Consider the following 24,558-nt stretch of genomic DNA (forward strand, 5'->3'; position numbering starts at 1 on the left):
TGCGCGCGGCCCGGCGGATCATCTCCGCCGGGCCGCGCGTTTTTTTCACGTCACGCCATCGTTACCGAACCGGAATCACGAGATGCTGGCCCGCCAGGATCAGGTTCGGATTGGCGAGGTTGTTGCGGCGCTGGATCTCGCGATAACGCTGGCATCGAGGCAGCTTTCACGACGGTAAGGACTCGCACGACGCCAGCCTGCCGCGCTCGATCAGGATTGCTTGCCATCGCAGCGCCGCAAGCTTCCGGATTGAAAGCTTGTGACACGGCACGAACGTGCTATGCCGCCGCGCCGCCCTGCTCCTGCGCGAGAAACCGCTCGACCATCGCGTTGAACACGGGCAACGCCGGGTTGTCGTTGTCCGTCCGCCACGCGAGATACAGCTCCGCCGCCACGTCGACGCCCGCAAGCGGCCGGAACACCACGCCGTCCACATGCAGCTCGCGCGCCGACGCCGGCACGAGCGCCGCGCCGAGCCCCGCACGCACGAGGCCGAGGATCGTATGCGTCTGCCCGACGTAATGCAGGTAGTTCGGCAGCCTGCCTGCGTTCGCGAACAGGCCGGAGATCATGTCGTGGAAATACTTCCCCTCGTTCGGCGAATACGCGATGAACGGCTGCCGGTCGAGATCGTCGGGGCCGATGCGCTCGCACGCGGCGAGCGGCTCGCCTTGCGCGACCGCGACCAGCATCGGTTCGCGCTGCACGAGCCGGTATTCGAGCGGCTGGCGCGCGGCGCGCTGGCGCACGAAACCCGCGTCGAGCATCCGCGACGCAAGCGCGTCGATCTGCACGGTCGACACCATCTCGCGCAATTCGACGTCGACGTCCGGCAGCGCGTGCGCGGCGTGCGCCAGCAGCATCGGGATCATCCGGTACGCGCTGACGGCCGTGAAACCGAGCGTGATGCGGCCGGCCCCGCCGTGCGCGACGCGCTGCGCGGCCTGCTCGGCCCGCGCGGAGAATTCGAGGATGTGCCGCGCGTCGCGCAGGAAGCGTTCGCCGGCCGCGGTCAGGCTCACCTGCCGGCTGCTGCGTTCGAGCAGCGCGATGCCGAGCGCGTGCTCGAGCAACTGGATCTGCCGGCTGAGCGGCGGTTGCGTCATGAAGAGCCGTCTGGCCGCGCGGCCGAAATGAAGCTCCTCGGCCACCGCAACGAAGCAGCGAAGCTGGCGCAGTTCAATCATCCAGATTTTGTATCGATCGATGGTCCTTCGAGGTTAGACCGATATCGATACGATTTCCATGCTCGGTTGCACCTGATGCGCGACCCGCGCCGCGCACGACGACCGAGACCTTCATGACTCGTCGGCGCATTGCGGTTCGTCGCCGCGCACGGGCTGATCGGCATCGCTACGTATACGTGGCTCGCCGTGGCTCGCGGGCAGGTTCGAGCGGATTCGCATCACGCCGCCGGGCGCATGAGCATCGCCACGGCGCACGCGGTTCGGTCGGCAGGCCGCGCCGTCACGCGCGCTTGCGGCCGCCCGGCATCTGCTCGACCGTCAGACGGTCGAGTTCGCGCAGGTCGTTCTCCAGCGCTGGCGTGAGCGTCGTGCGCAGGTGATCGAGGAACGTGCGGATCTTCGCGTCGAGATAACGGCGCGTCGCGTAGACGGCGTACACGCTCACCGTCTGCAGCCGGTACTCGGGCAGCACGCGGATCAGCCGCCCTGCGCGGATGTCGTCGAGCACCGTATACAGCGCGACGCACGCGATCCCGCGCCCGGCGCGCACCGCAACGCACAGCGCGTCCGGCACGTTGACTTGGAACGGCGCCGGCTGCAGCGCGTAGACAGTCTCCTCGCCATCGTTGCGCTCGAGCCGCCATTCGCCGGCCGGCGATGCGGGCGTATCGAGGCGCAGGCACACGTGGTTCGGCAAATCGTCGGGCGACTGCGGCGTGCCGTGCCGCGCCAGGTATTCGCGCGACGCGACGAGCACGCTGCAGCTCGTGCCGCAGGTCTGCGCGACGTAACCCGAATCGGGCAACTGCGACGCCGTCACGATCGACACGTCGTAGCCTTCCTCGACGAGATTCGGCATCCGCTGCGCGAGCGTCAGCTCGACCGACACGTCGGGGTTGTCCTCCTGGTAGCGGACGATCGACGACACGACATGACTCTGCCCGAGCCCCGTCATCGCATGGATGCGCATCTTGCCGCTCGGCCGCAGCAGCGCGTTGCGCGCCTCCGCGTTCGCGTAGTCGATTTCCGCGAGGATCGATTTCGCGCGCTCGAAATAGCGTTCGCCGCTTTCGGTGAGGCCGAGATGGCGCGTCGTGCGATGCAGCAGGCGCGTCTGTACGTGCGCTTCGAGGTTCGATACCGCACGCGACACCTGCGCGGTGGTCGCGTCGATTTCCTTCGCGACCGCCGTAAAACTGCCGGCTTCGACAACGCGCACGAACAGGCGCATGTTTTCGAGCATGTCCATTGAATTGGCTTCGGGAGAGTCAGTGAGGAGGCGTCGGCGGCGCTCGCGTCAGGTGGGGAACGGAGCGCGGCCGCGAACCATGCCGAATCGATGATCACCGTGCCGGGGGAAAGGCGGGAGAGCGGGCATCGCGTACGTGGTTCTGGTATGTCGGGGATTCAGTGGCCGGAATTGTACGCCGCCGCAGACAAATTTGCGCTATTGCCAGCCGCCCAAACTTTCGCCTGATGAAAGGTTTATGCAAGGCGCGTGCGTCGTGCGCGTGTAACGGCTTGATGCAGCGCGACAATTTGTATCATAACGCGATATAATTCCGCCCTTGTCGCCGCGCATCCCCACGCTGTCATTTTTACCGCTTACCCGTCCATGTCGTCAGGCTCATCTTCGTCGCGCCGCACGTTGCGTCAATGGCTGCACAGTTTCATTCCCCATCCGATGTCGCTCGGCTGGCGCGAGCGACTGCGTTCATGCACGGGCGCGCTCGTCGGCATCGCGACGGTCGGCGTCACGATGCGGTGGCTGCCCGGCGTACCGGGCCTCGTGCCGCTGCTCGTCGCGCCGATGGGGGCATCGGCCGTGCTGCTGTTCGCGGTGCCGGCGAGTCCGCTCGCGCAACCGTGGTCGATCATCGGCGGCAATCTCGTCGCGGCGACGGTCGGGGTCGCGTGCGCGCAATGGATCGCCGATCCGATTACGGCCGCCGCGGTCGCGATCGCATGCGCGATCGGCGGCATGTTCGCGCTGCGCTGCGTGCACCCGCCGTCGGGCGCCGTCGCGCTCACGGCCGTGGTCGGCGGCCCGGTAATCCATTCGCTCGGATTCAGTTTCGTGCTGGAGCCGATCGCACTGCAATCGGCGATCCTGCTGTCGGCCGCGCTCGCGTATCACGCGCTGACTGGGCACCGCTACCCACATGGCGGCGCGCGCGCCGAAGCGAAACCGCAGGCAGGCGGCGCCGCACCGGCGCGCGGCGGCTTCACGCGCGGCGACCTCGACGCGGTGCTGAAGCGTCGCGGCGAATGGCTCGACGTCGATCCGGATGATCTTGAAACGCTGCTGCGCGAAACCGAGATGCAGGCCTATACGCGCACGTTCGGCCAGCTCAAGTGCGCCGACCTGATGACGAAGAACGCGATCGAGGTCGCGCCGTCGACGTCGGTGACGGCCGCGCTCACGCTGCTCGACCGCCGCCGCGTGAAGGCGCTGCCCGTCGTCGACGGCGAGGGCCGCCTGACCGGCATCGTCACGCGCGCCGACCTCACGCGCCAGCTGCACCGCCCGACCCCGCTGTGGCAACGCCTGTCCGCACGGCTGCCGCAATCGTTCGGCGGCCAGCCCGCGAGCGTCGCGTCGGTGATGACGCGCGACGTTGCGTTCGTGCCGGAAACGATGCCGATCACCGCGCTCGTGCCGCTGTTCACGCATTCGGGCCATCACCATATTCCGGTCGTCGATGCGTCGCGCCGGCTCGTCGGGATCATTACGCAGACGGATCTCGTCACGGGCCTCTACCGGCAGACGCAGATGCTCGAGGCTGCTTGACGCAGGCGCAACGCACCGACGCAACGCGGAATGCATTAATTTCGCTTTAATTCGGCCACTTATATCATGTTGTGATATATTTTCCGTTTCCGAAACCGACTGCTCGCCCTCGATGAACGATACCAGACGCGCGCTGAACAAAAGCGATTTCCAGCAACTGTCCGAGTTCCGCTACCAGATGCGCCGCTTCGAGCGCTTCTCCGAACGCGCGGCGCAAAGCGAAGGCGTGACGCCGCTGCAATACCTGCTGCTGCTGCACATCAAGGGTTATCCGCATCGCGAATGGGCGACCATCGGCGAGCTCGCGGAACGCCTGCAGGCGCAGCATCACGGCGTCGTCGCGCTGGTGACGCGCTGCGAAGCGCTCGGGCTCGTGAAGCGCAAGACGAGCGAAGTCGACCGCCGGCAGGTCGAGGTCCATCTCGAACAAGCCGGCGAGACGCTGCTCGCCCGCCTCGCGGCGATGCATCGCGCCGAGCTGAAGTCGCTCAAGGGCACGTTCCAGGTTCCCCAGATCGATTACTGACCCTCGCTTTTACCACTCCGATGAACGCACCGCACAAACGCGATTTCTCGACCAACGAACGCCTGCCCAGGATCGCGTTGCTTGCCGCCGGGATCGGCCTGCTCAGCACGCTCGCCGCGTTCGTGCTGTTGAGTCTGATCCGCCTGTTCACGAACCTGTTCTTCTTCCAGCAGTTCTCGTTCGCCGACCGCTCTCCGGCGAACCATACGCTCGGCGCATGGGTGATCGTCGTGCCGGTGATCGGCGGGTTGATCGTCGGGATGATGGCGCGCTTCGGTTCGGAAAAGATTCGCGGCCACGGCATTCCCGAGGCGATCGAGGCGATCCTGTTCGGCAAGAGCCGCATGTCGCCGAAGGTCGCGATCCTCAAGCCGCTGTCGTCCGGCGTCGTGATCGGCAGCGGCGGCCCGTTCGGCGCCGAAGGCCCGATCATCATGACGGGCGGCGCGCTCGGCTCGCTGATCGCGCAGTGCGTGCACGTGACCGCGGCCGAGCGCAAGACGCTGCTCGTCGCCGGTGCGGCCGCGGGGATGACGGCCGTGTTCGGCACGCCGGTCGCCGCCGTGCTGCTCGCGGTCGAGCTGCTGCTGTTCGAATGGCGTCCGCGCAGTTTCCTGCCGGTCGCGCTCGCGTGCGCGGTGGCCGGTTTCGCACGCGCGCTGTTCTTCGGCGTCGATCCACTGTTTCCGCTCGCCACGGCCGCGCCGACGCCGGTCGCGCTGCTGTCGTGCATCGTCGCGGGCCTGTTGTCGGGCATGCTCGCCTGCGGCCTGTCGGCTGCGCTGTACCGCGTCGAGGACACCTTCGCGAAGCTGCCCGTGCACTGGATGTGGTGGCCCGCGCTCGGCGCGATCGTGATCGGCATCGGCGGCTGGCTCGAACCGCGCGCGCTCGGCGTCGGCTACGACGTGATCGGCGACCTGCTGCACCAGCACATCGCGCTGAAGATCGCGCTCGCGCTGCTGATCGTGAAGGCCGTGATGTGGGTGATCGCGCTCGGCTCGGGTACGTCGGGCGGTGTGCTCGCCCCGCTGCTGATGCTCGGCGCCGGCCTCGGCACCGTGCTGTCGCCGGTGCTGCCGGGCGGCGATCCGGCGCTGTGGCCGCTCGTGTGCATGGCCGCGACGCTCGGTGCAACACTTGGCGCCCCGCTGACCGCGATCGTGTTCGCGTTCGGCCTCACGCACGACGCCAACGCGCTGCTGCCGCTGCTCGCGGCGACGCTCGTCGCGCACGGCTTCGCGACCGTCGTGATGAAGCGCTCGATCATGACGGAAAAGATCGCGCGTCGCGGCTATCACATCTACCGCGAATACGGCGTCGATCCGCTCGAGCGGCATGACATCGGCGAAGTGATGACGTCCGCCGACCGGCTCGTCGCGATCGACGGCGCGGCGACGCTCGATGCGGTCGACACGCAGTACTTCGGCGCGAAGCAGACGCACCGCGCGTATCCGGTCGTGCAGAACGGCCGCCTGCTCGGCCTCGTCGATCGCGCGACGCTCGACGCGCAGCGCGCGCACGCCGCGGCCGACACGCCGATCTCGGCCGCGTTCGCCAACCGCGTGCCCGCCGTCGCGTTTGCGCACGAAACGTGCCGCGTCGTCGCATCGCGACTCGCGATGCTCGGCTTCGAACGCCTGCCGGTCGTAGACGACGAGCAATCGCTGCGCATCACGGGCATCGTGTCGCGCAGCGACCTGATCAAGCCCGCGCTCCAGCACTTCGACGACGAACAGAAGCGCGAGCGCTTCCGTCCGATCGTCCCGGCCAACCTGCGCGACATCGGCGCGCGCAAGGCCGGCTGACGCGTCCAGCATGCGAGGGCGTGCAACGCGCCCTCGCCCAGGCTCATGTTCCATTGGAAAGCGCTCGCTTTCCGCGTTTAAAGTTGGTTAACAATCCAGCCGACGAAAGTTTGTCATCATGGTACCCATGCGACGGGGCCACCGTAATCAGCCATTCCACTTCGCGATCAGATAAAGAGTCGCGGCACGGCATGCAGACACATGCCGCTCGCCGCGACCGTCACGTCACCACACGACCGGGCAGCGCGCCGACCGGGCAACGCATGACGTCGTTGCCGCATCGCCCGTCCATCGACGGGCCGCACACGATGCATGCCGCGCCGCAGCAGAGTGCACAGCACCGTAGCTGCCGTTTGGCAAGCGCGTTAACAACTTGTTTCGGAATAGTCGGAACCGTGCTTGTCCGCTGCGATCTCATTAGTACGCAGTACTGCTGCGCATCCCACTCAATCAATCACGACTCGAGGGAGATAACGTGAACGTGAAATACTTACCGCTCATCGCATTGACCGTGGCATTTTCTGCTCATGCAGCCGATTCTGCCCTGCAGAACGTGGGACAAAGCCAGAAACCCGCCGACCAGGTGGCGCAGTGCATCGCGAAGACCTGGGCCGACAAGTCGCAGCAACAGGTGACGTCGCAGTATGAACTGGCGAACGGCCTCGCGATGGCAGTTTATGCACCTGGCCAGCAACCGCCGAATGGCGCCGCTGCCGTGGTACGCCCGGCCAACGCCGCAAACGCGAAGACCTGGGTCGGTTTCCGCGGCGGCGATGCGTCGTCGGCCGGCGACATCAACGCCTGCCTGTAACGAGACGAGAACAGGCGCTCCGGATGGCCTTGCGCCATCCGCTTGCGACAAGCCCCGCTTCGGCGGGGCTTTTCTTTTTTGTGTCGCCCGCGCTTACAGGTAGCTGCAGACGTAGTCGAGCGTCTCGAGCACTTCGATGTCGAAGCGGCTCTTGCCCGGCACCGAGAACGATTCGCCGGCGCCGTAGGTCTGCCATTCGCTGCTGCCGTCGAGCTTCACGCGGCACTTGCCGGCCTGTACTTCCATCAATTCGGGCGCGTCCGTGCCGAAGTTGAGCGCGCACGGCAGGATCACTCCGAGCGTCTTGCGCGTGCCGTCCGGGAAGAGCACGGTATGCGACACGCACTTGCCGTCGAAATAGACGTTCGCGCGCTTGACGACCGATACGTTGTCGAATTGGGTTGCACTGGTCATGTGATGCCTCTGCTTGCTGGATGCCGGATGGCGATGTTGTTGGAAGCCGGCCGGAGCGGCGGGCCGGCCGCTATGATACCGGCTCGCGCGGCATGCGCCGGAACTGCGCGCCCGCCGGGCAAACGTCGTGCCCTTCAAACGACGACGGCGCGACGCACCAGATCGTCAGGATGACTATGCGATGACGGTCGCTGCCCGAGATACCGGATCACCGCAGCCCCTTGCGTCGCGCCGAATCGCGCAGGCAATCGAGCAGCATCGCCGCAGCCGGCGTCAGCGGGCTGTCGCGGCGCGTGACGACCTGCACCGACACGGCCGGCAAACGCTCGCGAATCGGCAGCACCGTCAGCTGATCGCGCGCCCACTCGCCCTGAAGCAGTTGCTCGGGCATCGACGCGATCAGGTCGCAACCCGTCATCAGGCTGTGCGCGAGCCCGAAGCTCGGGCATTCGACGATGCGCGCCGGCACCGGCAACCCGTGCGCGACGAACGAATTGAACAGCGCCTGCGTCGAGCTTTCCGGTGACGGATTCATCAACCAGTCGGCCTCGACGAGATCGGCGAGCGACGTGGCCGACGCGAGCGGATGCTCGTTGCGCGCGACGATCAGCGAACGGCTCGCATAAAGCTCCGCATGATCGAACTCGGCCGCCAGCAATTCGGGCACGACGACAGCCACCGCAAAATCGAGCGAGCCGTCGTGCAGGCGCGGCAACGCTACGCCCGGAAACCCTTCGATCAGGTTGACGCGCGCCACCGGAAAGCGGCGCCGGAACGCGCGAAACGCATCAGGCAGGATCGTCACCGCGGCGGCCGGCGTGATCGCCGCCGCGACGGAGCCCGTCGTCGCCCCCTGCGCCTGCTCGATGTCGTCGCGGGCGCGCTGCATTTCGGCGACGATCAGCCGCGCGCGCACCTGCAATTGCTGGCCGAATGCGGTGAGCTGCACGCCGCGCGCGGTGCGCACGACGAGCGACACGCCGAGCGCGATCTCCAGTTCCTTGACCGCCTTCGTCAGCGCCGCCGGAGACACGTTCAGGCGCCGCGCGGCCGCGCGGATGCTCCCCTCTTCCGCGACGGTGACGAACGCTTTCAACTGATGGTATTTCATGGCGGCGATGCGCGATCCGTGGAAACCCGGTGCGTGGCCGTGCGTGCCGGTTCAGGGTATTCCCGAGCGGCAACCGGTGGTGAGCACCAAAGCAATTTAGCAGCTTCTGGTGCGCAAAAGAAATTTATATGCTTGCACGTCATATGCGCGTCAAACGCCCCACCGGCCCCACAGGAGACACCATGCTGCAAGCCGTGAACCCCGTCATCCCCGGCATCGCCGCGATCGCCCCCGAGCTGGTCGAGGTGCGCCGCCGCATCCACGCTCATCCCGAACTCGCGTTCGAAGAGACGCTCACGAGCGATCTCGTCGCCGAGCTGCTCACCGGCTGGGGTTACGAAGTGCATCGCGGCATCGGCAAGACGGGCGTCGTCGGCGTGCTGCGCGAAGGACAAGGCACGCGCACGGTCGGCCTGCGCGCCGACATGGACGCGCTGCCGCTCGCGGAAGCCACCGGCCTGCCGTACGCGAGCCGCCATGCGAACAAGATGCACGCTTGCGGCCACGACGGCCACACCGCGATGCTGTTGTGCGCGGCGCGCCACCTCGCGGCGACGCGCCAGTTCTCCGGCACGCTGAACCTGATCTTCCAGCCGGCCGAGGAAAACTTCGGCGGTGCGAAGGCGATGATGGACGACGGCCTGTTCGACCGCTTCCCGTGCGATGCGATCTTCGCGATCCACAACATGCCGGGCCGCGCGGCCGGCGACATGGCCTTCCGCACCGGCGCCGCGATGGCGTCGGCCGACCGCGTGACGATCACGCTGCGCGGCGTCGGCGGCCACGGCGCGATGCCGCATTTCGCGCGCGATCCGATGTCGGCCGCGGGCAGCATCATGGTCGCGCTGCAGACGATCGTCGCGCGCGAGGTCGACGCGCAGCATGCGGCCGTGATCACGGTCGGCAGCGTGCAGGCCGGCGAGACGTTCAACATCATTCCCGAAACCGTCGTGATGAAGCTGTCGGTGCGCGCGCTGAACGCCGACGTGCGCGCGCTGCTCGCGCGCCGCATCGAAGCGCTCGCGAAAGGCCAGGCGGAAAGCTTCGGCGTCACCGCGGAAGTCGACTACGACTACGGCTACCCGGTGCTCGTCAACCACACGGAACCGACCGCGTTCGCGGCGGACATCGCGCGCCGGATGCTCGGCGCCGAGCGGGTCGAAACCGACGCCGCGCCGCTGATGGGCAGCGAGGATTTCGCGTTCATGCTCGAAGCGCGCCCCGGCTGCTATGCGTTCATCGGCAACGGGATCGGCAGCAAGGGCGGCTGCATGGTGCACAACCCCGGCTACGACTTCAACGACGACATTCTCGCGATCGGCGCGAGCTACTGGGTTCGCATCGCCGAAGCCTGGCTCGCTGCCTGACGGCCCTTCACCACGCAGTTTCGCGCTTATCGGGGGAACCCCATGGAAACGTCCGCCCTTCCGTTTGCCGGCACGCCGGTCGATGCCCGCGCCGCCGCGAAGAAACGCCGGCTGATCGCGGCCGCCGCCGTCGGCAACGCGCTCGAGTTCTACGACTTCACGGTCTACAGTTTCTTCGCGATCCTGATCGGCAAGCTGTTCTTTCCGGTGCATTCGTCGTTCGGGCAGTTGATGCTCGCGGTCGCGAGCTTCGGCGTCGGCTTCGTCACGCGTCCGCTCGGCGGGCTCGTGATCGGCATGTATGCCGACCGCGCGGGCCGCAAGAAGGCGATGATCCTCACGCTGCTGCTGATGGCGCTCGGCACCGCGGCGATCGCGGTCGCGCCGACCTTCGCGCAGATCGGCTTCGCCGCGCCGCTGCTGCTCGTGCTCGCGCGCCTGCTGCAGGGGTTCGCATCGGGCGGCGAAGTCGGCGCGTCGACGACGCTGCTGCTCGAACAGGCGCCGCAGCATCGTCGCGGCTTCTACGCATCGTTCCAGTTCGCGAGCCAGGGGCTCGCCGCGCTTGCGGGCGCGCTCACCGGCGTCGCGCTGACGTCGACGCTGAATGCCGCACAGCTCGAAAGCTGGGGCTGGCGCGTGCCGTTCATCATCGGCACGCTGTTCGTGCCGCTCGGCTACTGGCTGCGCAAGACCGTCGAGGAAGTGCCGGCCGCTACGCCTGCCGCCGCGCACGACGAACCGGTCGCGTCGCTGCCGCTCGCCGACGTGCTGCGCCATCACGGCAAGGCCGTGTTCGCGGGCCTCGGCGTGACGATCGGCGGCACGTCGATCCACTACATCATCGTGTTCTACATGGCGATCTACGGCGTGCAGGTGCTGCACCTGCCGACCTGGCTGTCGATGACGGCCGGCTGCGTCGCCGGCGCGATCCTGATGCTCGTGACGCCGATCGGCGGCCACCTGTCCGACGTCTACGGGCGCAACCGGATCGTCTGGTGGACGCGCATCGTGCTGATGGCCGCGATCTACCCGGCGTTCATCGCGCTGAACCGCTGGCCGGGCGCCATGTCGCTGCTGTCGATCATCGCGGCGCTGTCGATCGTGCATGCGATCAATATCGGCGCGACCGGCGCGATGCTCGGCGAGCTGTTCCCGCGGGCCGTGCGTGCGACCGGCGGTGCGCTGGTGTATAGCGTCGGCGTCGCGATCTTCGGCGGCTTCGCGCAGTTCTTCGTCACGTGGCTGATCGCGGCGACCGGCAATCCGAATGCGCCTGCGTGGTATGCGATCGGGTGCGGCGTGCTGACGCTGTTCGCGGTGCGATGCATGGACGAGAAGGCCGGGAAGTCGCTCGATTGAGCGGCGGCCGATGCGCAGCACGCGATTGACGTGGTGCGCGCGCATCGGGCATGATCGCTCCATGCGCCACGCCACGACCATTTCTTTGACCACCACGCGCACGACCGCCTTCGGCGGGCTCGTGCGGCGAGTGCGCGCAAGGTCGTAGCGCACCGATTCCTCACAGGCCCCGCCGGTTCCGGATGGGGTCTTGTCGTTTCTCCGTCCGTATCGGTCACTCAGGAGAAACGCAATGTCCGAAGCCCCTTCCCCGAAACGCGCGCTGCTCGTTGTCGACATGCAGGTTGGGCTGTTTCACGGTCCCGATCGTCCGCACGACGGCGAACGTGTGCTCGCGAACATCAACCGGTTGATCGGCCGCGCACACGAAGCCGGTGCGCCTGTGTTCGCGGTGCGCCACACCGGGCCCGCCGGCTCGCCGATTGCGCCCGATTCGCCGCTTGCCGCGCTGCTGCCGGAACTCGCGATCGACGCCGCACGCGACACGCTGTTCGACAAGACCCGGCCGAACTGCTTCGCGGGCACGCGGCTCGCCGAATGGCTGCGCGCGGCTAACATCGGCGAACTCGTCGTCACCGGCATGAAGACGCAATACTGCGTCGATACGACCTGCCGCGCCGCCGCCGATCTCGGCTTTCGCGCGGTGCTCGTCGCCGATGCGCACACCTGCATGGATACACCCACGCTGCGGGCCGAGCAGATCGTCGCGCATCACAACGCAACGCTCGACGGGCCGTTCGCGATGCTGACGACGACTGAGGCGTGCGTGTTCTAAACCGATCGGATCGTCGACAAGGTCAGGCAACGACGACAACGCCGTGCCCGTGAATCGCGCATGCGGGCACGGCTCTCGTCGCGGCAGCGAGATCCGCTATGCGCCAATAACTTCAGCAAAGCCCCGTCGCGCGCATCGCTTTGATACACGACGATGTGTCGTGGACTGAAACAACTTTCCTCAAGAGCGCTGCGTCTCTAGACAGAAATCCGCTGAGCCGCTTGTCGAAACGATACGAGAACTTGATCAAATCGACGGTGTTCCCGAAGGTCTCCTTGGGCAACTTGCCCATCATCGTCGAATGAATGAAGCGCTTGATCAGGCGTATCGCTCTCACGCCGAACGAAACCTCCACCCTCAAGATCAATGAACACTCGACGAGCAGCCGATACATTCGTTTGTCGTACGCGCCTTCGACAAACCAGTTGTCCTGCTCGATGATTTTTTCAATGGCCTGCGCCATCGACTCATCCGTGTTCTTCACAAACTCCACACCACTCGTGTCCCAATAGATGTTGTCGAATCCGTACGTGGCGATACCGAATGTGCGCGCCAATTCCACGGCGATCGTCGATTTCCCCGCACCCGACGGGCCTACGATACAAACCTTCATGTTTCAGTCTCAGTTCACGTTATCCGGATTTCCGGGTGCTCACGCATGAAGTGTCTCAGCATGGGCAAGAAGAAATCATGTCCGCCTGTCAGCGCGAATTCTGCTCCAAAGAGGGGAAGCCACTGAAATTTGAATTCAATGGGCTCGCCACCGGAATCTGGATCGGTCTCGAAATGCGTCCAGCACCCGTTCATGCAAACAGAGTCGCTCACCGTGACATGCACGACATGCCGGTGCTGAATCTCGCTTCTTCCGAATTTCCTCATCGAATAGAAGTAGTCACCGAGAATACGGACGGCTTCGGTATCGTCGATGCCACTTTCCTCGCGTAGCTCGCGCAGTGCGGCGACCACCGGCATTTCGTCCTGATCCATCGTGCCCGCAATCACCTGCCTCCCGGCTTCCGGGAACCGAGGTTGCGTGAAAGTGAGCAATCTGTCTCCCCACGTCAGATAGACCAGTACCTTGTTCTTGATCAGCACGATAATTCTTCCGGCCAGAACCGCCCCACCCCGACGAAACAGAGACTTCGCCGTGGAATTTTCGGTCCGTAAAAACATTCAAAGAATGTGAATAAACCGAGCGTGTTTTATCGGTAGCGCGATGCTCGACCGCCCCCTCTGACTACAAGACCGGCGGCGCCGAAACGGGCGGACGCGACGTGTTCCAGCCATATAGCATCGCCTGAAACTGGCGCGACGCACTTGATGAGCGGCGAAATGCAGCCAGGCATGCCAACGATCCGGTGAAATGCTTTCGAAATCGACCGGGTGCGACCGCTACAAATAACCATGCGCCAATGTGCGCGTACCACGACGATCCGACAAGCCCCATAAACGCGAAAAGGCACGAGCCTTCACCGCCCGTGCCTTTCACCTGCTCAACCCGCCCCGCTCAGAACGTATGCATCATGCCCACATACGCCCCCGTCTGCGACTCGCCCGTCAGCGGGCTCGTACCCGACGTCGCGTCGCGCGGCGTCGCGAGCAACGAGAAGTTCGAATTCCCGCCGTTGCGCGCATACGCGACCGTGCCGTACAGGAACGTGCGCTTCGACAGGTTGTACGTCGTGCCGAGCACATACATGATCGCGTGGCCCGACGGGTCATGCGACGCATCGCCGCCGCCATCGCCGACCTTCACGTAATACCCGCCGCCCGTCACGGCCCACTGCGGCGTCGCGGTGTAGGTCGCGCCGAGCCAGTAGTGATCCGCGCGATCCGCGACACCGGCCGGGCTGTCCGGCGCCTGATAGTGCGTATACGCGCCCTGGATCTTGAACTTCGACACCTTCACGTTCGCGCCGACGAAGTACTCGCGCGACGCGGTGAAGATGTTGCTGAACTTGCCGTTGTTGTCGCGCAGTTCGTCGTAGATGCCGCGCACGTCGAGCACCGGCGAGTGGTACGAGATCATGATCCCGTCCGAGCGGCCGAAATCGTCGGCCGCGCCGTAGTTGAAGCCGCGCGACTGGTTGCCGAACGCATATTGCGCCTGCACGTCGAAGCCGCCGATCACCGGGCTGTGATATTCGATGTTGTTGCTGCTTTGCTGCCAGTTGCGGCCGCGCACGAGCGACGCCGACGAAAACGCCTGCTGCACGAACGGATCGAATTCCCACACGCCGTCGCTGTCGATGAACAGGTTGCGGCCGGCCTGCAGCTGGCCCCACGTGTCGCTCTTCAGACCGACATACGCGCGCCGCGACCACATGCGCCCGCCGCCCGTCTGGCCGTTCATCACCTGGAACGCGGTTTCGAGGTTGAAGACCGTCGACAGCCCGCCGCCGAGATCCTCGATGCCCTTCAGGCCGAACATGCTGGTGCCCCAGTCGCCGCTTTCCGCGCTCCAGCGCGACTTGCTGCCGTTCGGCGTCGCGATGTGGTTCAGGTACTCGACGCCGCCGTCGACACGGCCGTACAGCGTCACGCTCGTTTGTGCGAATGCGGCCGCCGGCGTGGCGGCCGCGATCAGCCATGCTAAATGTTTGAGTCGCAAAATGATGCCCCCTCGGAGTCTCGACCATCCGACGCGCGCCCCATGCGCGCGCCCGGTCATCCGCGATCGATCGAAAAACGTCCGGGGCCGGCCGCGCAGAGCGCGAGCAGGCCGCCCGAGATCGCGATGTTCTTGTAGAAATGAATCATGTTGTTGATCTGCTCGCCGCCCGTCATCGTCCAGTAATGATGGCCGATGAGGCCGGTGCCGATCGTATACAGCGCAAGCAGCAGCGCGAGCGGCCGCGTCTGGAAGCCGACCAGGATCGCGATCCCGGCGAACAGCTCCATCGCGACGGAGATCGCCGCGGACACGATCGGCGCGGGCGCGCCTTCCGAACCCATGAACGCAATCGTACCGGGGAAGTCGACGATCTTCTTCCAGCCGAACATCACGAACAGGATCACGAGAAGAATACGGGCAAGCAGCAGCAGCACATCGCGCTGGGACGCGAGAAACGGTTGATTCGGTGTCATGGTGTCGATCAACGAAAACGATGCGCGGCTGGCGCACCGGATTGCCAATGAACCGGGACGGGCAGCCGCCTGCACTACCCGCCCCGCTCTGCAACAACCGGCATCGGGCTCGGCCCGATGTGCTGTGCTCCTCCTCTTTTCTGTTGTCGCCCTGCGCCGTCGCCCGCCGCGTCAACGCAGCTTCGCGACGTCCTGCTCGGTCACCTTCGCGGCCGGATTGCCGAACTGCCCGGTCAGGTAGTTCGTGAGCGCGGCGATCTGCGCATCCGACAGCTCGTGGCGGAACGCCGGCATGCCGACGTCCTCGCTGCCGGCCTTGCGCTGCACACCGTTCAGGATCACCTGCACGAGGTTGGTCGGATTCGGCGCGCCGACCGTCGAGTTGTGGAACAGCGGCGGGTAATAACCGTCCGGCGTGCCCTTGCCCTGCATCTGGTGGCAGGTCGCGCAGTTGCCGAGATACAGCCGCGCCGGATCAATGCCCGACGACGCGAGCGCGACGCCGCGCAGCTTCTGGCCGTCCTCGGCCGGCTTGCCCCACGACGAGCGCGACTGCTTCGCGTCGCCGCTGGCGACGGCCGGCACCGTACGGATATACGTAGAGATCGCGCCGATGTCGGATTCCGTCATCTTCGAGAAGCTGTGCTCGATCGCCTCGGCCATCGGGCCGGCCGCCTGCGCGACGCCCGGCACGCTGCCGGTGCGCAGGTACTGCACGAGCTGCTGCTGCGTCCAGCCGCCGATCCCCGCGTTCGGGTCGGACGTGATGTTGTAGCCGTCCCAGCCCGCGAGCACCGAGCCCGACAGGAAGCTGCCGCCCGTCTCGTCGAGCGACTTCTCCTGCATCGCGATGCCGCGCGGCGTGTGGCACGTGCTGCAGTGCGCGAGGCCCTGCACGAGGTACGCGCCGCGGTTCCACTCGGCGCTCTGCGCCGGCTTCGGCTGGTACACGCCATCCTTCAGGAACAGCCAGTTCCAGATCTTCAGCGGCCAGCGCATGCTCAGCAGCGCGGGGATCTCGTTCTTCGGCGGCGCCTGCTTGACCGGTTCGACGCCGTGCATGAAGTACGCGTACAGCGCCTGCACGTCGTCGTCGTTGATCTTCGCGTACGACACGTACGGCATCGCCGGGTACAGGTTGTCGCCGTTCTTCGAGACGCCGTGACGCACCGCACGCTCGAAGTCGTCGAACGTCCAGTTGCCGATGCCCGTATCGGGATCGGGCGTGATGTTGCTCGTGTAGATCTTGCCGAGCATCGGGATCGGCATGCCGAGGCCGCCCGCGAACGGCTTGCCGCCCTTCGCGGTGTGGCACGCCATGCAGTCGCCCGCAATCGCGAGGTATTCGCCGCGCTTGACCTGCGCCGGATCGGCCGCGTCGGCCGCGCGCGCGAGGCCCGGCAGCGCGAGGCAGCCGGCGACGAGGAAAGTGAGAGTAGATTTCCGCACGGTCAGACTTCCTTCTTCAGCGTGTCCGACATCCGCAGCGCGAGCGCCGCGATCGTCAGCGTCACGTTTACCGTACCGACGGTCGGCATCGTCGAACTGCTCGAGATGAACAGGTTCGGATGGTCGAACGTGCGGCAGTCCTTGTCGACGACCGAGTCGCGTGCATCCGCGCCCATGATCGTCGCGCCCGTGATGTGGTTGTTCGGCGCGAACTCGTCGTTGAAGACGACTTCGGTGCCGCCCAGCACCTTCGCGGCCGTCGCATAGACCTCGCGCGTGTGCACGGCGCCGCGCTTCACGTAGTCGTCGATCGCATACGTGATTTCGGGGCGCGGGATACCGATCGCGTCGGTGGCCGTCTTGCTCGGCACGATGCGGTTCTCGGGTTGCGGCAGGATTTCGTGGAAGCAGTCGAACTGCACGTAGCGCGCGGAACGGTCGCGGATCTGCGCGTCAAGCTCCTCGGGCTTCATCAGCTTGCCGCCCTTGAAGATCTTCTGCGTCTCCTGGTTGATGCGCGACATGTTCGACAGGTGGATCTTCTTCGCGGCTTCGGTCGCGCGGAACGGGCCGTCGCGGAAACCGATCAGCGACGTCATTTCCTGCGGGCCGCGGCCCGGCCACAGCTTCTCGTTCGCGTAGAACGACACGCCGGTGCCCGGGTGGTCCATCAGGTTGCGGCCGACCATGTCGGAGCTGTTCGCGACGCCGTTCGGGAAATCGCGGTTCGCCGACATCAGCAGGATCTTCGGCGTCTCGATGCCGTTCGCCGCAACCACGAAGTACTTGCCTTCGACGCGATGGTCGGCGCCGGACTTGTCCTTGTAGATCGCCGCGACGATGCGCTTGTTCGGGCCGGTTTCCAGCTTGTAGACGACCGCGTTCTCGATCAGCTTCGCACCGGCCTGCTCGGCCTTCTCGACGTGCACGATCCCGTTGTACATCGCGCCGATCGGGCAGATCGGCATGCAGTTGTTGTTCCCGCAACAGGTTGGTCGGCCGTCGTACGGACGGCTGTTGCGCGCGACCGGCTCGGTCACCACGTGGAACTTCGGGTCATAGCCGTTGAGCGCGCTCTTGATCGTCTGCTCGTTGAACGACAACGGCAGCGGCGGCATCGGGTACGGCTGCTTGCGCGGCGAGTACAGGTCTTCCTCGGGGCCCGGGCCCCACACGCCGAGCTCTTCCTCGGCGCGCTGGTAATAATGCTCGAGGTCGTCGTACTGGATCGGCCAGTCGCGGCCGACGCCGTACACGGTCTTCATCTTGAAGTCGTTCGGGATGAAGCGCCACGCGGACGCGGCCCAGTGCCACGTCGTGCCGCCCACCGCGCGGATGTACTGCGAGTTGAACTTGTGCTCGCCCTTCAGGACCAGGTAGTCGTTCGGCGGGCCGTATTCCGGATGCGGCGCCCACGGGCTCGACGGGTACGGCGCCATGAAATCGGTCTTGTCGGTCTGATTCCGAAAGCGCTCGACGATTTCCCAGCGCGGCATGCGCGGGCCGGCTTCCAGCAGGATCACCGACTTGCCCGCCATCGCGAGCTGGTGTGCCACGATCGCGCCTGCGACACCCGATCCGACGACGACGACGTCGGCCTTTTGCGTATCGGTATCGGCCATCAGGCTTGCCTCTCGATCGGTTTTTCGGCCCAGAAGCCGGGTTTGTTGGGGCAATACGAAGGGATCACGAGCGTATCGGATACGACGCCGAACATTAATGCCTCTTCGTAGGTAATCACGACGTTGTCGACGATGCCGAGATACCACGCTTCAAGAATCTTCAGCGCGAGCGCTTCCTGATCGGGATTCAGCGAGCCGGACGCGAGTGCGCCGGCGAGTTGCGGCAGGCTGTCGGCCGTCTTGAACGAGCCCTGCTGCAACGCCTGCAGGAAGCGCTGGCCGAGCACGCGGCTCAGCCCCTTCTTGCCGGTCAACGCTTCGGAGAGCGTCATGAACGTATCGAGCGGCGCGGTGCCGGGCGCATCGGCCAGGGCCCGCAACGCCAGCGAGCCCGTCAGGCCCGCCGCCGTCAGCGCCAGTGCGCCCTGCAGCCATTGACGCCGCGTGATGCCGGTTGCGTCGCCATCGCGACGCGAATGGGGAGTGTTGTCGTTGTGCATGTTTCCTTCTCTCGAACGCCGGATTCGGGAAAACCACGCTTGATATTTCTCAAATTTCGGCGCGGACCTGAAATGTACGCGCACAAATCGGATCGGACAATCTTTTTATAGTCCATTAAATGTTCCGCAATCCGCGATAATCGACATTTCGCTGCATTTTTGTGTCGTCGACGCGACAAATCTGCGACAGACGCACCGGTGTCGCATGCCGGCGACCTGCGGCTGCGCGCGACGATGCGTGCGCACGACGGTCGGTTAGAATCCCGTGCAATCAAACAGAAAGCTTCCCTCCGAGGGCAATCGAGCGATGAAGCAGCACGACAAACAGAACAACACGAATCGAACCAACCACACCACTCGGCTGCTCTGGCGCATCGGCGCCGTCGCGGCGCTCGGCGGCGCCGCGGCCCTGTCGCTGCATGCGCTCGCGGCGCGCACGGTGAGCGTGTCGCCGCAAGGCACCGTCACCGAAGTCCGGCAGACCGTCGTCAAGTTCGACGAACCGATGGTCGCGTTCGGCTCGGCATCCGCGCCGAATCCCGCGCGCGTGACCTGCAACGATTCGACCGCCGCGCGCGGCCAGGGTCACTGGCTCGACGACAAGACCTGGGTTTACGATTTCGAAAACGACCTGCCGCCCGGGGTACGCTGCTCGGTCGCGCTCAACGACACGCTGCGCTCGGTCGCCGGCAATGCGGCCAGCGGCCCGCGCCGCTTCACGTTCCAGACGGGCGGCCCGTTCCCGGTGAACGTGCGCCCCGGCTCGCGCGAGATCGAGGAACGGCAGGTCTTCGTGATGAAGCTGAACGGCCCGGCCGAACCGCGCTCGGCGCTCGCGAACATCTGGTGCGAAGCGGCCGGCATCGGCAACCGCATTCCCGTCACGGCCGCCGACGACGATACGCGCAACGCACTGCTCGACCATTTCGGGCTGAAGAAGGACGCCGCGCGCGTATTGACGCTGTCGTGCTCGCAGGCGCTGCCGGCGAGCGCGAAGATGCAGCTCGTGTACGGCAAGGGCGTCGCGAGCCCGAGCGGCATCGCGAACGAAACCGAACGGCGCTTCGATTTCACCGTGCGCGCGCCGTTCGCCGCGAGCTTCTCGTGCGAACGCGAGAACGCGAAGGCGCCCTGCACGCCGCTGCGCCCGCTCACGCTGTCGTTCAACGCGCCGATCTCGCGCAAGAACGCCGAGGCGATCAAGCTGCGCGGCTCCGACGGTTCGCTGTCGCCGACCTTCGCGGCCGACGACCACAGCGAGGAAGTGACGACCGTCACGTTCAACCCGCCTTTGCCCGCGCAGGCCGCGCTGACGATCGAACTGCCGTCGGGCCTGCGCGACGTGACCGACCGCTCGCTGTCCAACGCCGACCTGTTCCCGCTGGCGACGCGCACCGCGCCGATGCCGCCGCTCGCAAAATTCTCGTCGGGCACCTTCGGGATCGTCGAGCGCTTCGCCGAACCCGATACGCCGGCGCTCGTGCCCGTCACGCTGCGCAACGTCGAGGCCGACCTGCATATCGCCGGCCTCAACGCGGGCGGCGCGCAGTTCGCGAACCTGAAGGTCGAGAACGACACCGCGATCCGCCAGTGGATGCGCACCGTCGACCGCTTCGACAACTGGTCGATGACGGCCGACTCGATCGACAGCCAGATTCCCGGCCTGCTCCAACGCAAAGGCCAGCACCCCGTCTACGTGCCGCTCCAGGCCGGCGAAAAGCAGCCCGCGCCGAAGGACCGCCGCATCGACGTACGATCGCTGTCGCTGCTCAAGGGCGAGCCCGGCGCGCAGGCGCTGACGCTGCCGCAGGCCGACCCGAAGACGCTGCGCCCGTTCGAGATCGTCGGCGTGCCGATCGACAAGCCCGGCTTCTACGTGCTCGAACTCGCGTCGCCCGCGCTCGGCCGCTCGCTGCTCGCGAAGCCGTCGAGCATGTACGTGCGCACCACCGTGCTCGTCACGAACCTCGGCGTGCACCTGAAACAGGGCCGCGAGAACAACCTCGTGTGGGTCACGACGCTCGACAAGGGCAAGCCCGTGCCGAACGCGCAGATTCGCGTGTCGGACTGCAACGGCGATGAAATCGCCGCGGGCAAGACCGATGCGCAGGGCCTGCTGAAGATCGACGGGTCGTTCGAACCGAAGCACGAATGCAGTTCGTCCGAGCGTTTCGACGACTACTTCGTGTCGGCGCGCGTCGACGATCCGAAGACGGGCCACGACATGGCATTCGTCAGCTCGGGCTGGAACCGCGGGATCGAATCCTGGCGCTTCAACGTGCCGACCGACACCGATAGCGCGCCGACCATGCGCGCGCACACGGTGTTCGACCGCACGCTGCTGCGCGCGGGCGAAACCGTGTCGATGAAGCATTTCATCCGGTCCGAGACGCTGCAGAGCCTCGCGTTCCCGTCGCAATACCCGACGCGCGTGACGATCCGCCATCTCGGCACGGGTCAGACGTACAAGCTGCCGCTCACGTGGGCCGCCGATCACAGCGCGGACACGCAGTTCACGCTGCCGCCGGCCGCGAAGCTCGGCGAATACAGCGTCGCGCTCGAAGGCGGCCCGGAAGACGCGCCGACCGCCACCTACTACAGCGGCAGCTTCCGCGTCGAGGCGTTCCGCCTGCCGGTGCTGAAGGGATCGATCGGCGCGCGCGACGCGCAGAAGAGCCCGCTCGTCGCGGTGAAGGAAGCGCCGCTCGCGGTGCAGATCGACTACGTGTCGGGCGGCGGCGCATCGAACCTGCCGGTGCAGGTGTCGGCGCTGATGAAGTGGGCATCGCCGCCGTTCGCGGATCGCTTCGAGGACTTCAGCTTCACGCCGTATCGCCCCGACACGAGCGACGGCAACGCCGACGACGATTCGCAGGACGGCGACAACGCGTCGTCGTCGAACCACGATCCCGACGCGACGAAGCTGATCGCCGACAAGCTGCCGCTGACGCTCGACCGCAACGGCGCGGGCTCGGTCACGCTCAAGGGCCTGCCCGACGTCGACGCGCCGAAGCGCATCGCGCTCGAAGCGACGTTCTCCGACCCGAACGGCGAAGTGCAGACGATCCGGGGCGACACGATCCTGTGGCCGGCCGCGGTGGTGGCCGGCATCAAGGCCGGCCGCTGGGTGTCGGTCGGCCAGCGCGTGCCCGTGCAGGCGCTCGCGGTCGACCTGCAGGGCAAGCCGCGCGCATCGGTGCCGATCGAGATCAAGGGCGTCGCGCACATCACGACGTCGTCGCGCAAGCGGATGGTCGGCGGCTTCTATGCGTACGACAACAAGAGCGACACGCGCGACCTCGGCGTGCTGTGCTCGGGCAAGACCGACGACAAGGGCCGCATGGCCTGCGACGCGACGCTCGAACAGGCCGGCAACGTGCAGCTGATCGCGGTCGCGAAGGACGGCGACGGCCGCACGTCGAACGCATCGACGTCGGTCTGGGTCACGCGCGAGGACGAACTCTGGTTCGGCGGCGACAACACCGACCGGATCGACGTGATCCCGGAGAAGACCTCGTACGAACCGGGCGAAACGGCCCGCTTCCAGGTGCGCATGCCGTTCCGCTACGCGACCGCGCTCGTCGCGGTCGAACGCGGCGGCGTGATGGAAACGCACATCGTCGAACTGAACGGCAAGAACCCGACCGTCGACCTGAAGGTCGGCGAATCGTGGGGGCCGAACGTCTACGTGTCGGTGCTCGCGCTGCGCGGCCGGATTCGCGAAGTGCCGTGGTACTCGTTCTTCACGTGGGGCTGGAAAGCGCCGGTCGAATGGGCGCGCGCGTTCTGGCGCGAAGGCCGCCACTATGAAGCGCCGACCGCATTCGTCGACCTGTCGAAGCCCGCGTTCCGCTACGGCCTCGGCGAGATCAAGGTCGGCACGGGCGTCCACCGTCTCGGCGTGACCGTGACGACCGACGCGACGCGCTACACGGTGCGCGGCAAGGCGCAGGCGCACGTGAAGGTCACGCTGCCGAACGGCCAGCCCGCGCCGGCCGGCACGCAGATCGCGGTCGCGGCCGTCGACGAGGCGCTGCTCGAACTGATGCCGAACAACAGCTGGGACCTGCTCGACGCGATGCTGCGACGGCGCGCGTACGGCGTCGAGACGGCCACCGCGCAGATGGAAATCGTCGGCCGCCGCCATTTCGGCCGCAAGGCCGTGCCGGCCGGCGGCGGCGGCGGCGGCAGCGCGCCGACGCGCGAGCTGTTCGACACGCTGCTGCTGTGGAATCCGCGCGTGACGCTCGACGCGAACGGCAGTGCGACCGTCGAGGTGCCGCTGAACGACGCGCTCACGCGCTTCCGGATCGTCGCGATCGCGGCAGTCGGCCCCGACCGTTTCGGCACCGGCAGCACGTCGATCCGCAGCACGCAGGATCTGCAACTGATCTCCGGCCTGCCGCCGCTCGTGCGCGAAGGCGACGCGTTCCGCGCGCAGGTCACGCTGCGCAACACGACCGACCGCGCGATGCAGGTCGTCGTGACGCCGCGCGTGACGGGCCTCGAGGTCGCGCCGCAAACCGTGTCGCTCGCGGCCAATACGGCGACCGAGGTCGCGTGGACGATCACCGTGCCCGAGCAGGCGCTCGACGCGGCCGGCGCGCTGAACTGGCGCATCGAAGCGGCCGAGCAAGGCGGCAAGCGCGCGTCCGACGCGCTGGCGGTCGCACAGAAGGTCGTCCCTGCACTGCCGGTAACCGTGCAGCAGGCGACGCTCGCGCAGGTCGACGGCACGCTGACGGTGCCCGTGTCGGCACCGGCCGGCGCCGTCAGCAACGCACAGGGCACGCCGCGCGGCGGCATCGCCGTGTCGCTGCAGTCGAAGCTTGCCGACGGCCTGCCCGGCGTGCGCCGCTGGTTCGAGCGCTATCCGTACCGCTGCCTCGAACAGCAGGCGTCGCGCGCGATCGGCCTGCGCGACCCGGCGCAATGGCAGGCGCTGGTCGCGCGCATGCCCGTCTATCTCGACAGCGACGGGCTCGCGAGCTACTTCCCGCCGTCGTCCGACGATTCGCACCACGGCAGTCCGACGCTGTCGTCGTACCTGCTCGTGCTGTCCGACGAGGCGAGCCGTGCCGACCCGCGCTTCGCGCTGCCGGAAGACCTGCGCACGCAGCTCGAAGCCGGGCTCGCGCGCTTCGTCGACGGCCGCATCGAGCGCAACGCGTGGGCGCCGCGCCAGGATCGCGACCTGCGCAAGCTCGCCGCGATCGAGGCGCTGTCGCGCTACGGTGCCGTGCAAGGCCGCATGCTCGGTTCGATCGAGATCGCGCCGAACCAGTGGCCGACGTCGGCGGTGATCGACTATCACGCGATCCTGACGCGCGTGAAGGACATCCCGCAGCGCGACGAGAAACGCGCGCAGGTCGAACAGATCCTGCGGGCGCGCCTCACGTACCAGGGCACGCAGCTCGTGTTCTCGACCGCGCGCGACGACGACCTGTGGTGGCTGATGACCAGCAACGAGACCAACGCCGCGCGTCTCGCGATGGAATTCGCGGGCGACCCGGCGTGGAAGGACGAGATGCCGCGCGTCACGGCCGGCCTGCTCGCGCTGCAGCGCCAGGGCGCATGGCAGACGACGACGTCGAACGCGCTCGGGCTGCTCGCGGTCGAGCGCTTCTCGCGCACCTACGAGAGCACGCCCGTCTCCGGCTCAACGAAGGTCGCGCTCGGCGGCAACGAGCGCGCGATCTCGTGGTCGCAGGCGCCGGCCCCGGCCGACACGCCGGCGTCGGCCACCGC

Annotated in this window: 19 protein-coding genes; 8 read left to right on the forward strand and 11 right to left on the reverse strand. The window is 66.6% G+C overall.

Features of this window, described 5'->3' with window-relative positions; genetic code table 11:
• Positions 1 to 278: 278 nt before the first annotated feature.
• Positions 279 to 1,187, reverse strand: a complete 909-nt coding sequence (locus tag ACPUER_RS27070) for a LysR substrate-binding domain-containing protein (RefSeq protein WP_425132595.1) — start codon at positions 1,185 to 1,187, stop codon at positions 279 to 281.
• A gap of 280 nt (positions 1,188 to 1,467) precedes the next feature.
• Positions 1,468 to 2,436, reverse strand: coding sequence for a LysR family transcriptional regulator (locus tag ACPUER_RS27075; protein WP_174418671.1), 969 nt, complete (start codon positions 2,434 to 2,436; stop codon positions 1,468 to 1,470).
• Between the two features lie 366 nt (positions 2,437 to 2,802).
• On the opposite strand from ACPUER_RS27075, the gene ACPUER_RS27080 reads away from it, so the two are divergent.
• The 4 genes from ACPUER_RS27080 to ACPUER_RS27095 all read left to right on the forward strand — a co-directional run bounded on the left by ACPUER_RS27080 (position 2,803) and on the right by ACPUER_RS27095 (position 7,123).
• Positions 2,803 to 3,978 carry an HPP family protein gene (locus ACPUER_RS27080; protein WP_425132596.1) on the forward strand — a complete coding sequence of 392 codons (1,176 nt, stop codon included), beginning with the start codon at positions 2,803 to 2,805 and terminating at the stop codon, positions 3,976 to 3,978.
• A 112-nt stretch (positions 3,979 to 4,090) separates the two neighbouring features.
• Positions 4,091 to 4,504 (forward strand): MarR family winged helix-turn-helix transcriptional regulator, encoded by a 414-nt coding sequence (locus ACPUER_RS27085; protein WP_175959244.1) that lies wholly within the window; start codon positions 4,091 to 4,093, stop codon positions 4,502 to 4,504.
• A gap of 20 nt (positions 4,505 to 4,524) precedes the next feature.
• A complete protein-coding gene (locus ACPUER_RS27090) occupies positions 4,525 to 6,312 on the forward strand; it encodes a chloride channel protein (protein WP_425132597.1) in 1,788 nt (595 codons plus the stop codon).
• 475 nt (positions 6,313 to 6,787) lie between these two features.
• Positions 6,788 to 7,123: a hypothetical protein gene (locus ACPUER_RS27095; RefSeq protein ID WP_174418674.1), complete on the forward strand. Its 336-nt coding sequence runs from the start codon at positions 6,788 to 6,790 to the stop codon at positions 7,121 to 7,123.
• Between the two features lie 93 nt (positions 7,124 to 7,216).
• Here the strand turns inward: ACPUER_RS27095 and ACPUER_RS27100 are convergent, their stop codons facing one another.
• Entirely contained in the window at positions 7,217 to 7,537 is a 321-nt protein-coding gene (locus ACPUER_RS27100) for a pyrimidine/purine nucleoside phosphorylase (protein WP_006478890.1), read from the reverse strand.
• Between the two features lie 208 nt (positions 7,538 to 7,745).
• Positions 7,746 to 8,648 (reverse strand): LysR substrate-binding domain-containing protein, encoded by a 903-nt coding sequence (locus ACPUER_RS27105; protein ID WP_034180242.1) that lies wholly within the window; start codon positions 8,646 to 8,648, stop codon positions 7,746 to 7,748.
• Positions 8,649 to 8,830: 182 nt separating this feature from the next.
• Here ACPUER_RS27105 and ACPUER_RS27110 point away from each other — a divergent pair, with 182 nt between their 5' ends.
• From ACPUER_RS27110 to ACPUER_RS27120, 3 genes are all read left to right on the forward strand, one after another.
• Complete coding sequence (locus ACPUER_RS27110) at positions 8,831 to 10,015, forward strand: M20 aminoacylase family protein (protein ID WP_425132598.1); 1,185 nt, start codon at positions 8,831 to 8,833, stop codon at positions 10,013 to 10,015.
• 42 nt (positions 10,016 to 10,057) lie between these two features.
• Entirely contained in the window at positions 10,058 to 11,377 is a 1,320-nt protein-coding gene (locus ACPUER_RS27115; protein WP_425132599.1) for an MFS transporter, read from the forward strand.
• Between the two features lie 232 nt (positions 11,378 to 11,609).
• Complete coding sequence (locus ACPUER_RS27120; protein ID WP_425132600.1) at positions 11,610 to 12,152, forward strand: cysteine hydrolase family protein; 543 nt, start codon at positions 11,610 to 11,612, stop codon at positions 12,150 to 12,152.
• A 112-nt stretch (positions 12,153 to 12,264) separates the two neighbouring features.
• On the opposite strand, the gene ACPUER_RS27125 is transcribed toward ACPUER_RS27120, so the two are convergent.
• The 7 genes from ACPUER_RS27125 to ACPUER_RS27155 all read right to left on the reverse strand — a co-directional run bounded on the left by ACPUER_RS27125 (position 12,265) and on the right by ACPUER_RS27155 (position 18,810).
• Positions 12,265 to 12,765 (reverse strand): (d)CMP kinase, encoded by a 501-nt coding sequence (locus tag ACPUER_RS27125; protein WP_175959249.1) that lies wholly within the window; start codon positions 12,763 to 12,765, stop codon positions 12,265 to 12,267.
• Between the two features lie 14 nt (positions 12,766 to 12,779).
• Entirely contained in the window at positions 12,780 to 13,247 is a 468-nt protein-coding gene (locus ACPUER_RS27130) for an NUDIX domain-containing protein (RefSeq protein WP_175959250.1), read from the reverse strand.
• A 412-nt stretch (positions 13,248 to 13,659) separates the two neighbouring features.
• On the reverse strand, positions 13,660 to 14,763 hold the full coding sequence (locus tag ACPUER_RS27135; RefSeq protein WP_175959251.1) for a porin: 1,104 nt from the start codon (positions 14,761 to 14,763) through the stop codon (positions 13,660 to 13,662).
• 56 nt (positions 14,764 to 14,819) lie between these two features.
• Positions 14,820 to 15,239 carry a DoxX family protein gene (locus ACPUER_RS27140; protein WP_174382050.1) on the reverse strand — a complete coding sequence of 140 codons (420 nt, stop codon included), beginning with the start codon at positions 15,237 to 15,239 and terminating at the stop codon, positions 14,820 to 14,822.
• 171 nt (positions 15,240 to 15,410) lie between these two features.
• Positions 15,411 to 16,688 carry a cytochrome c gene (locus ACPUER_RS27145; protein ID WP_175959252.1) on the reverse strand — a complete coding sequence of 426 codons (1,278 nt, stop codon included), beginning with the start codon at positions 16,686 to 16,688 and terminating at the stop codon, positions 15,411 to 15,413.
• A gap of 2 nt (positions 16,689 to 16,690) precedes the next feature.
• The gene (locus ACPUER_RS27150) at positions 16,691 to 18,310 is read right to left on the reverse strand and encodes a GMC family oxidoreductase (RefSeq protein ID WP_072438782.1); all 1,620 of its coding nucleotides are present in this window, start codon (positions 18,308 to 18,310) and stop codon (positions 16,691 to 16,693) included.
• A complete protein-coding gene (locus ACPUER_RS27155) occupies positions 18,310 to 18,810 on the reverse strand; it encodes a sugar dehydrogenase complex small subunit (RefSeq protein ID WP_175959253.1) in 501 nt (166 codons plus the stop codon). The genes ACPUER_RS27150 and ACPUER_RS27155 overlap by 1 nt, the downstream gene beginning before the upstream one ends.
• A gap of 307 nt (positions 18,811 to 19,117) precedes the next feature.
• Between ACPUER_RS27155 and ACPUER_RS27160 the strand changes: the two genes are divergently transcribed.
• A partial coding sequence (locus ACPUER_RS27160; RefSeq protein ID WP_425132601.1) for an MG2 domain-containing protein occupies positions 19,118 to 24,558 on the forward strand: 5,441 nt, incomplete at its 3' end.

The organism is Burkholderia sp. DN3021, assembly GCF_049805555.1.
Taxonomy (GTDB): domain Bacteria; phylum Pseudomonadota; class Gammaproteobacteria; order Burkholderiales; family Burkholderiaceae; genus Burkholderia; species Burkholderia pyrrocinia_C.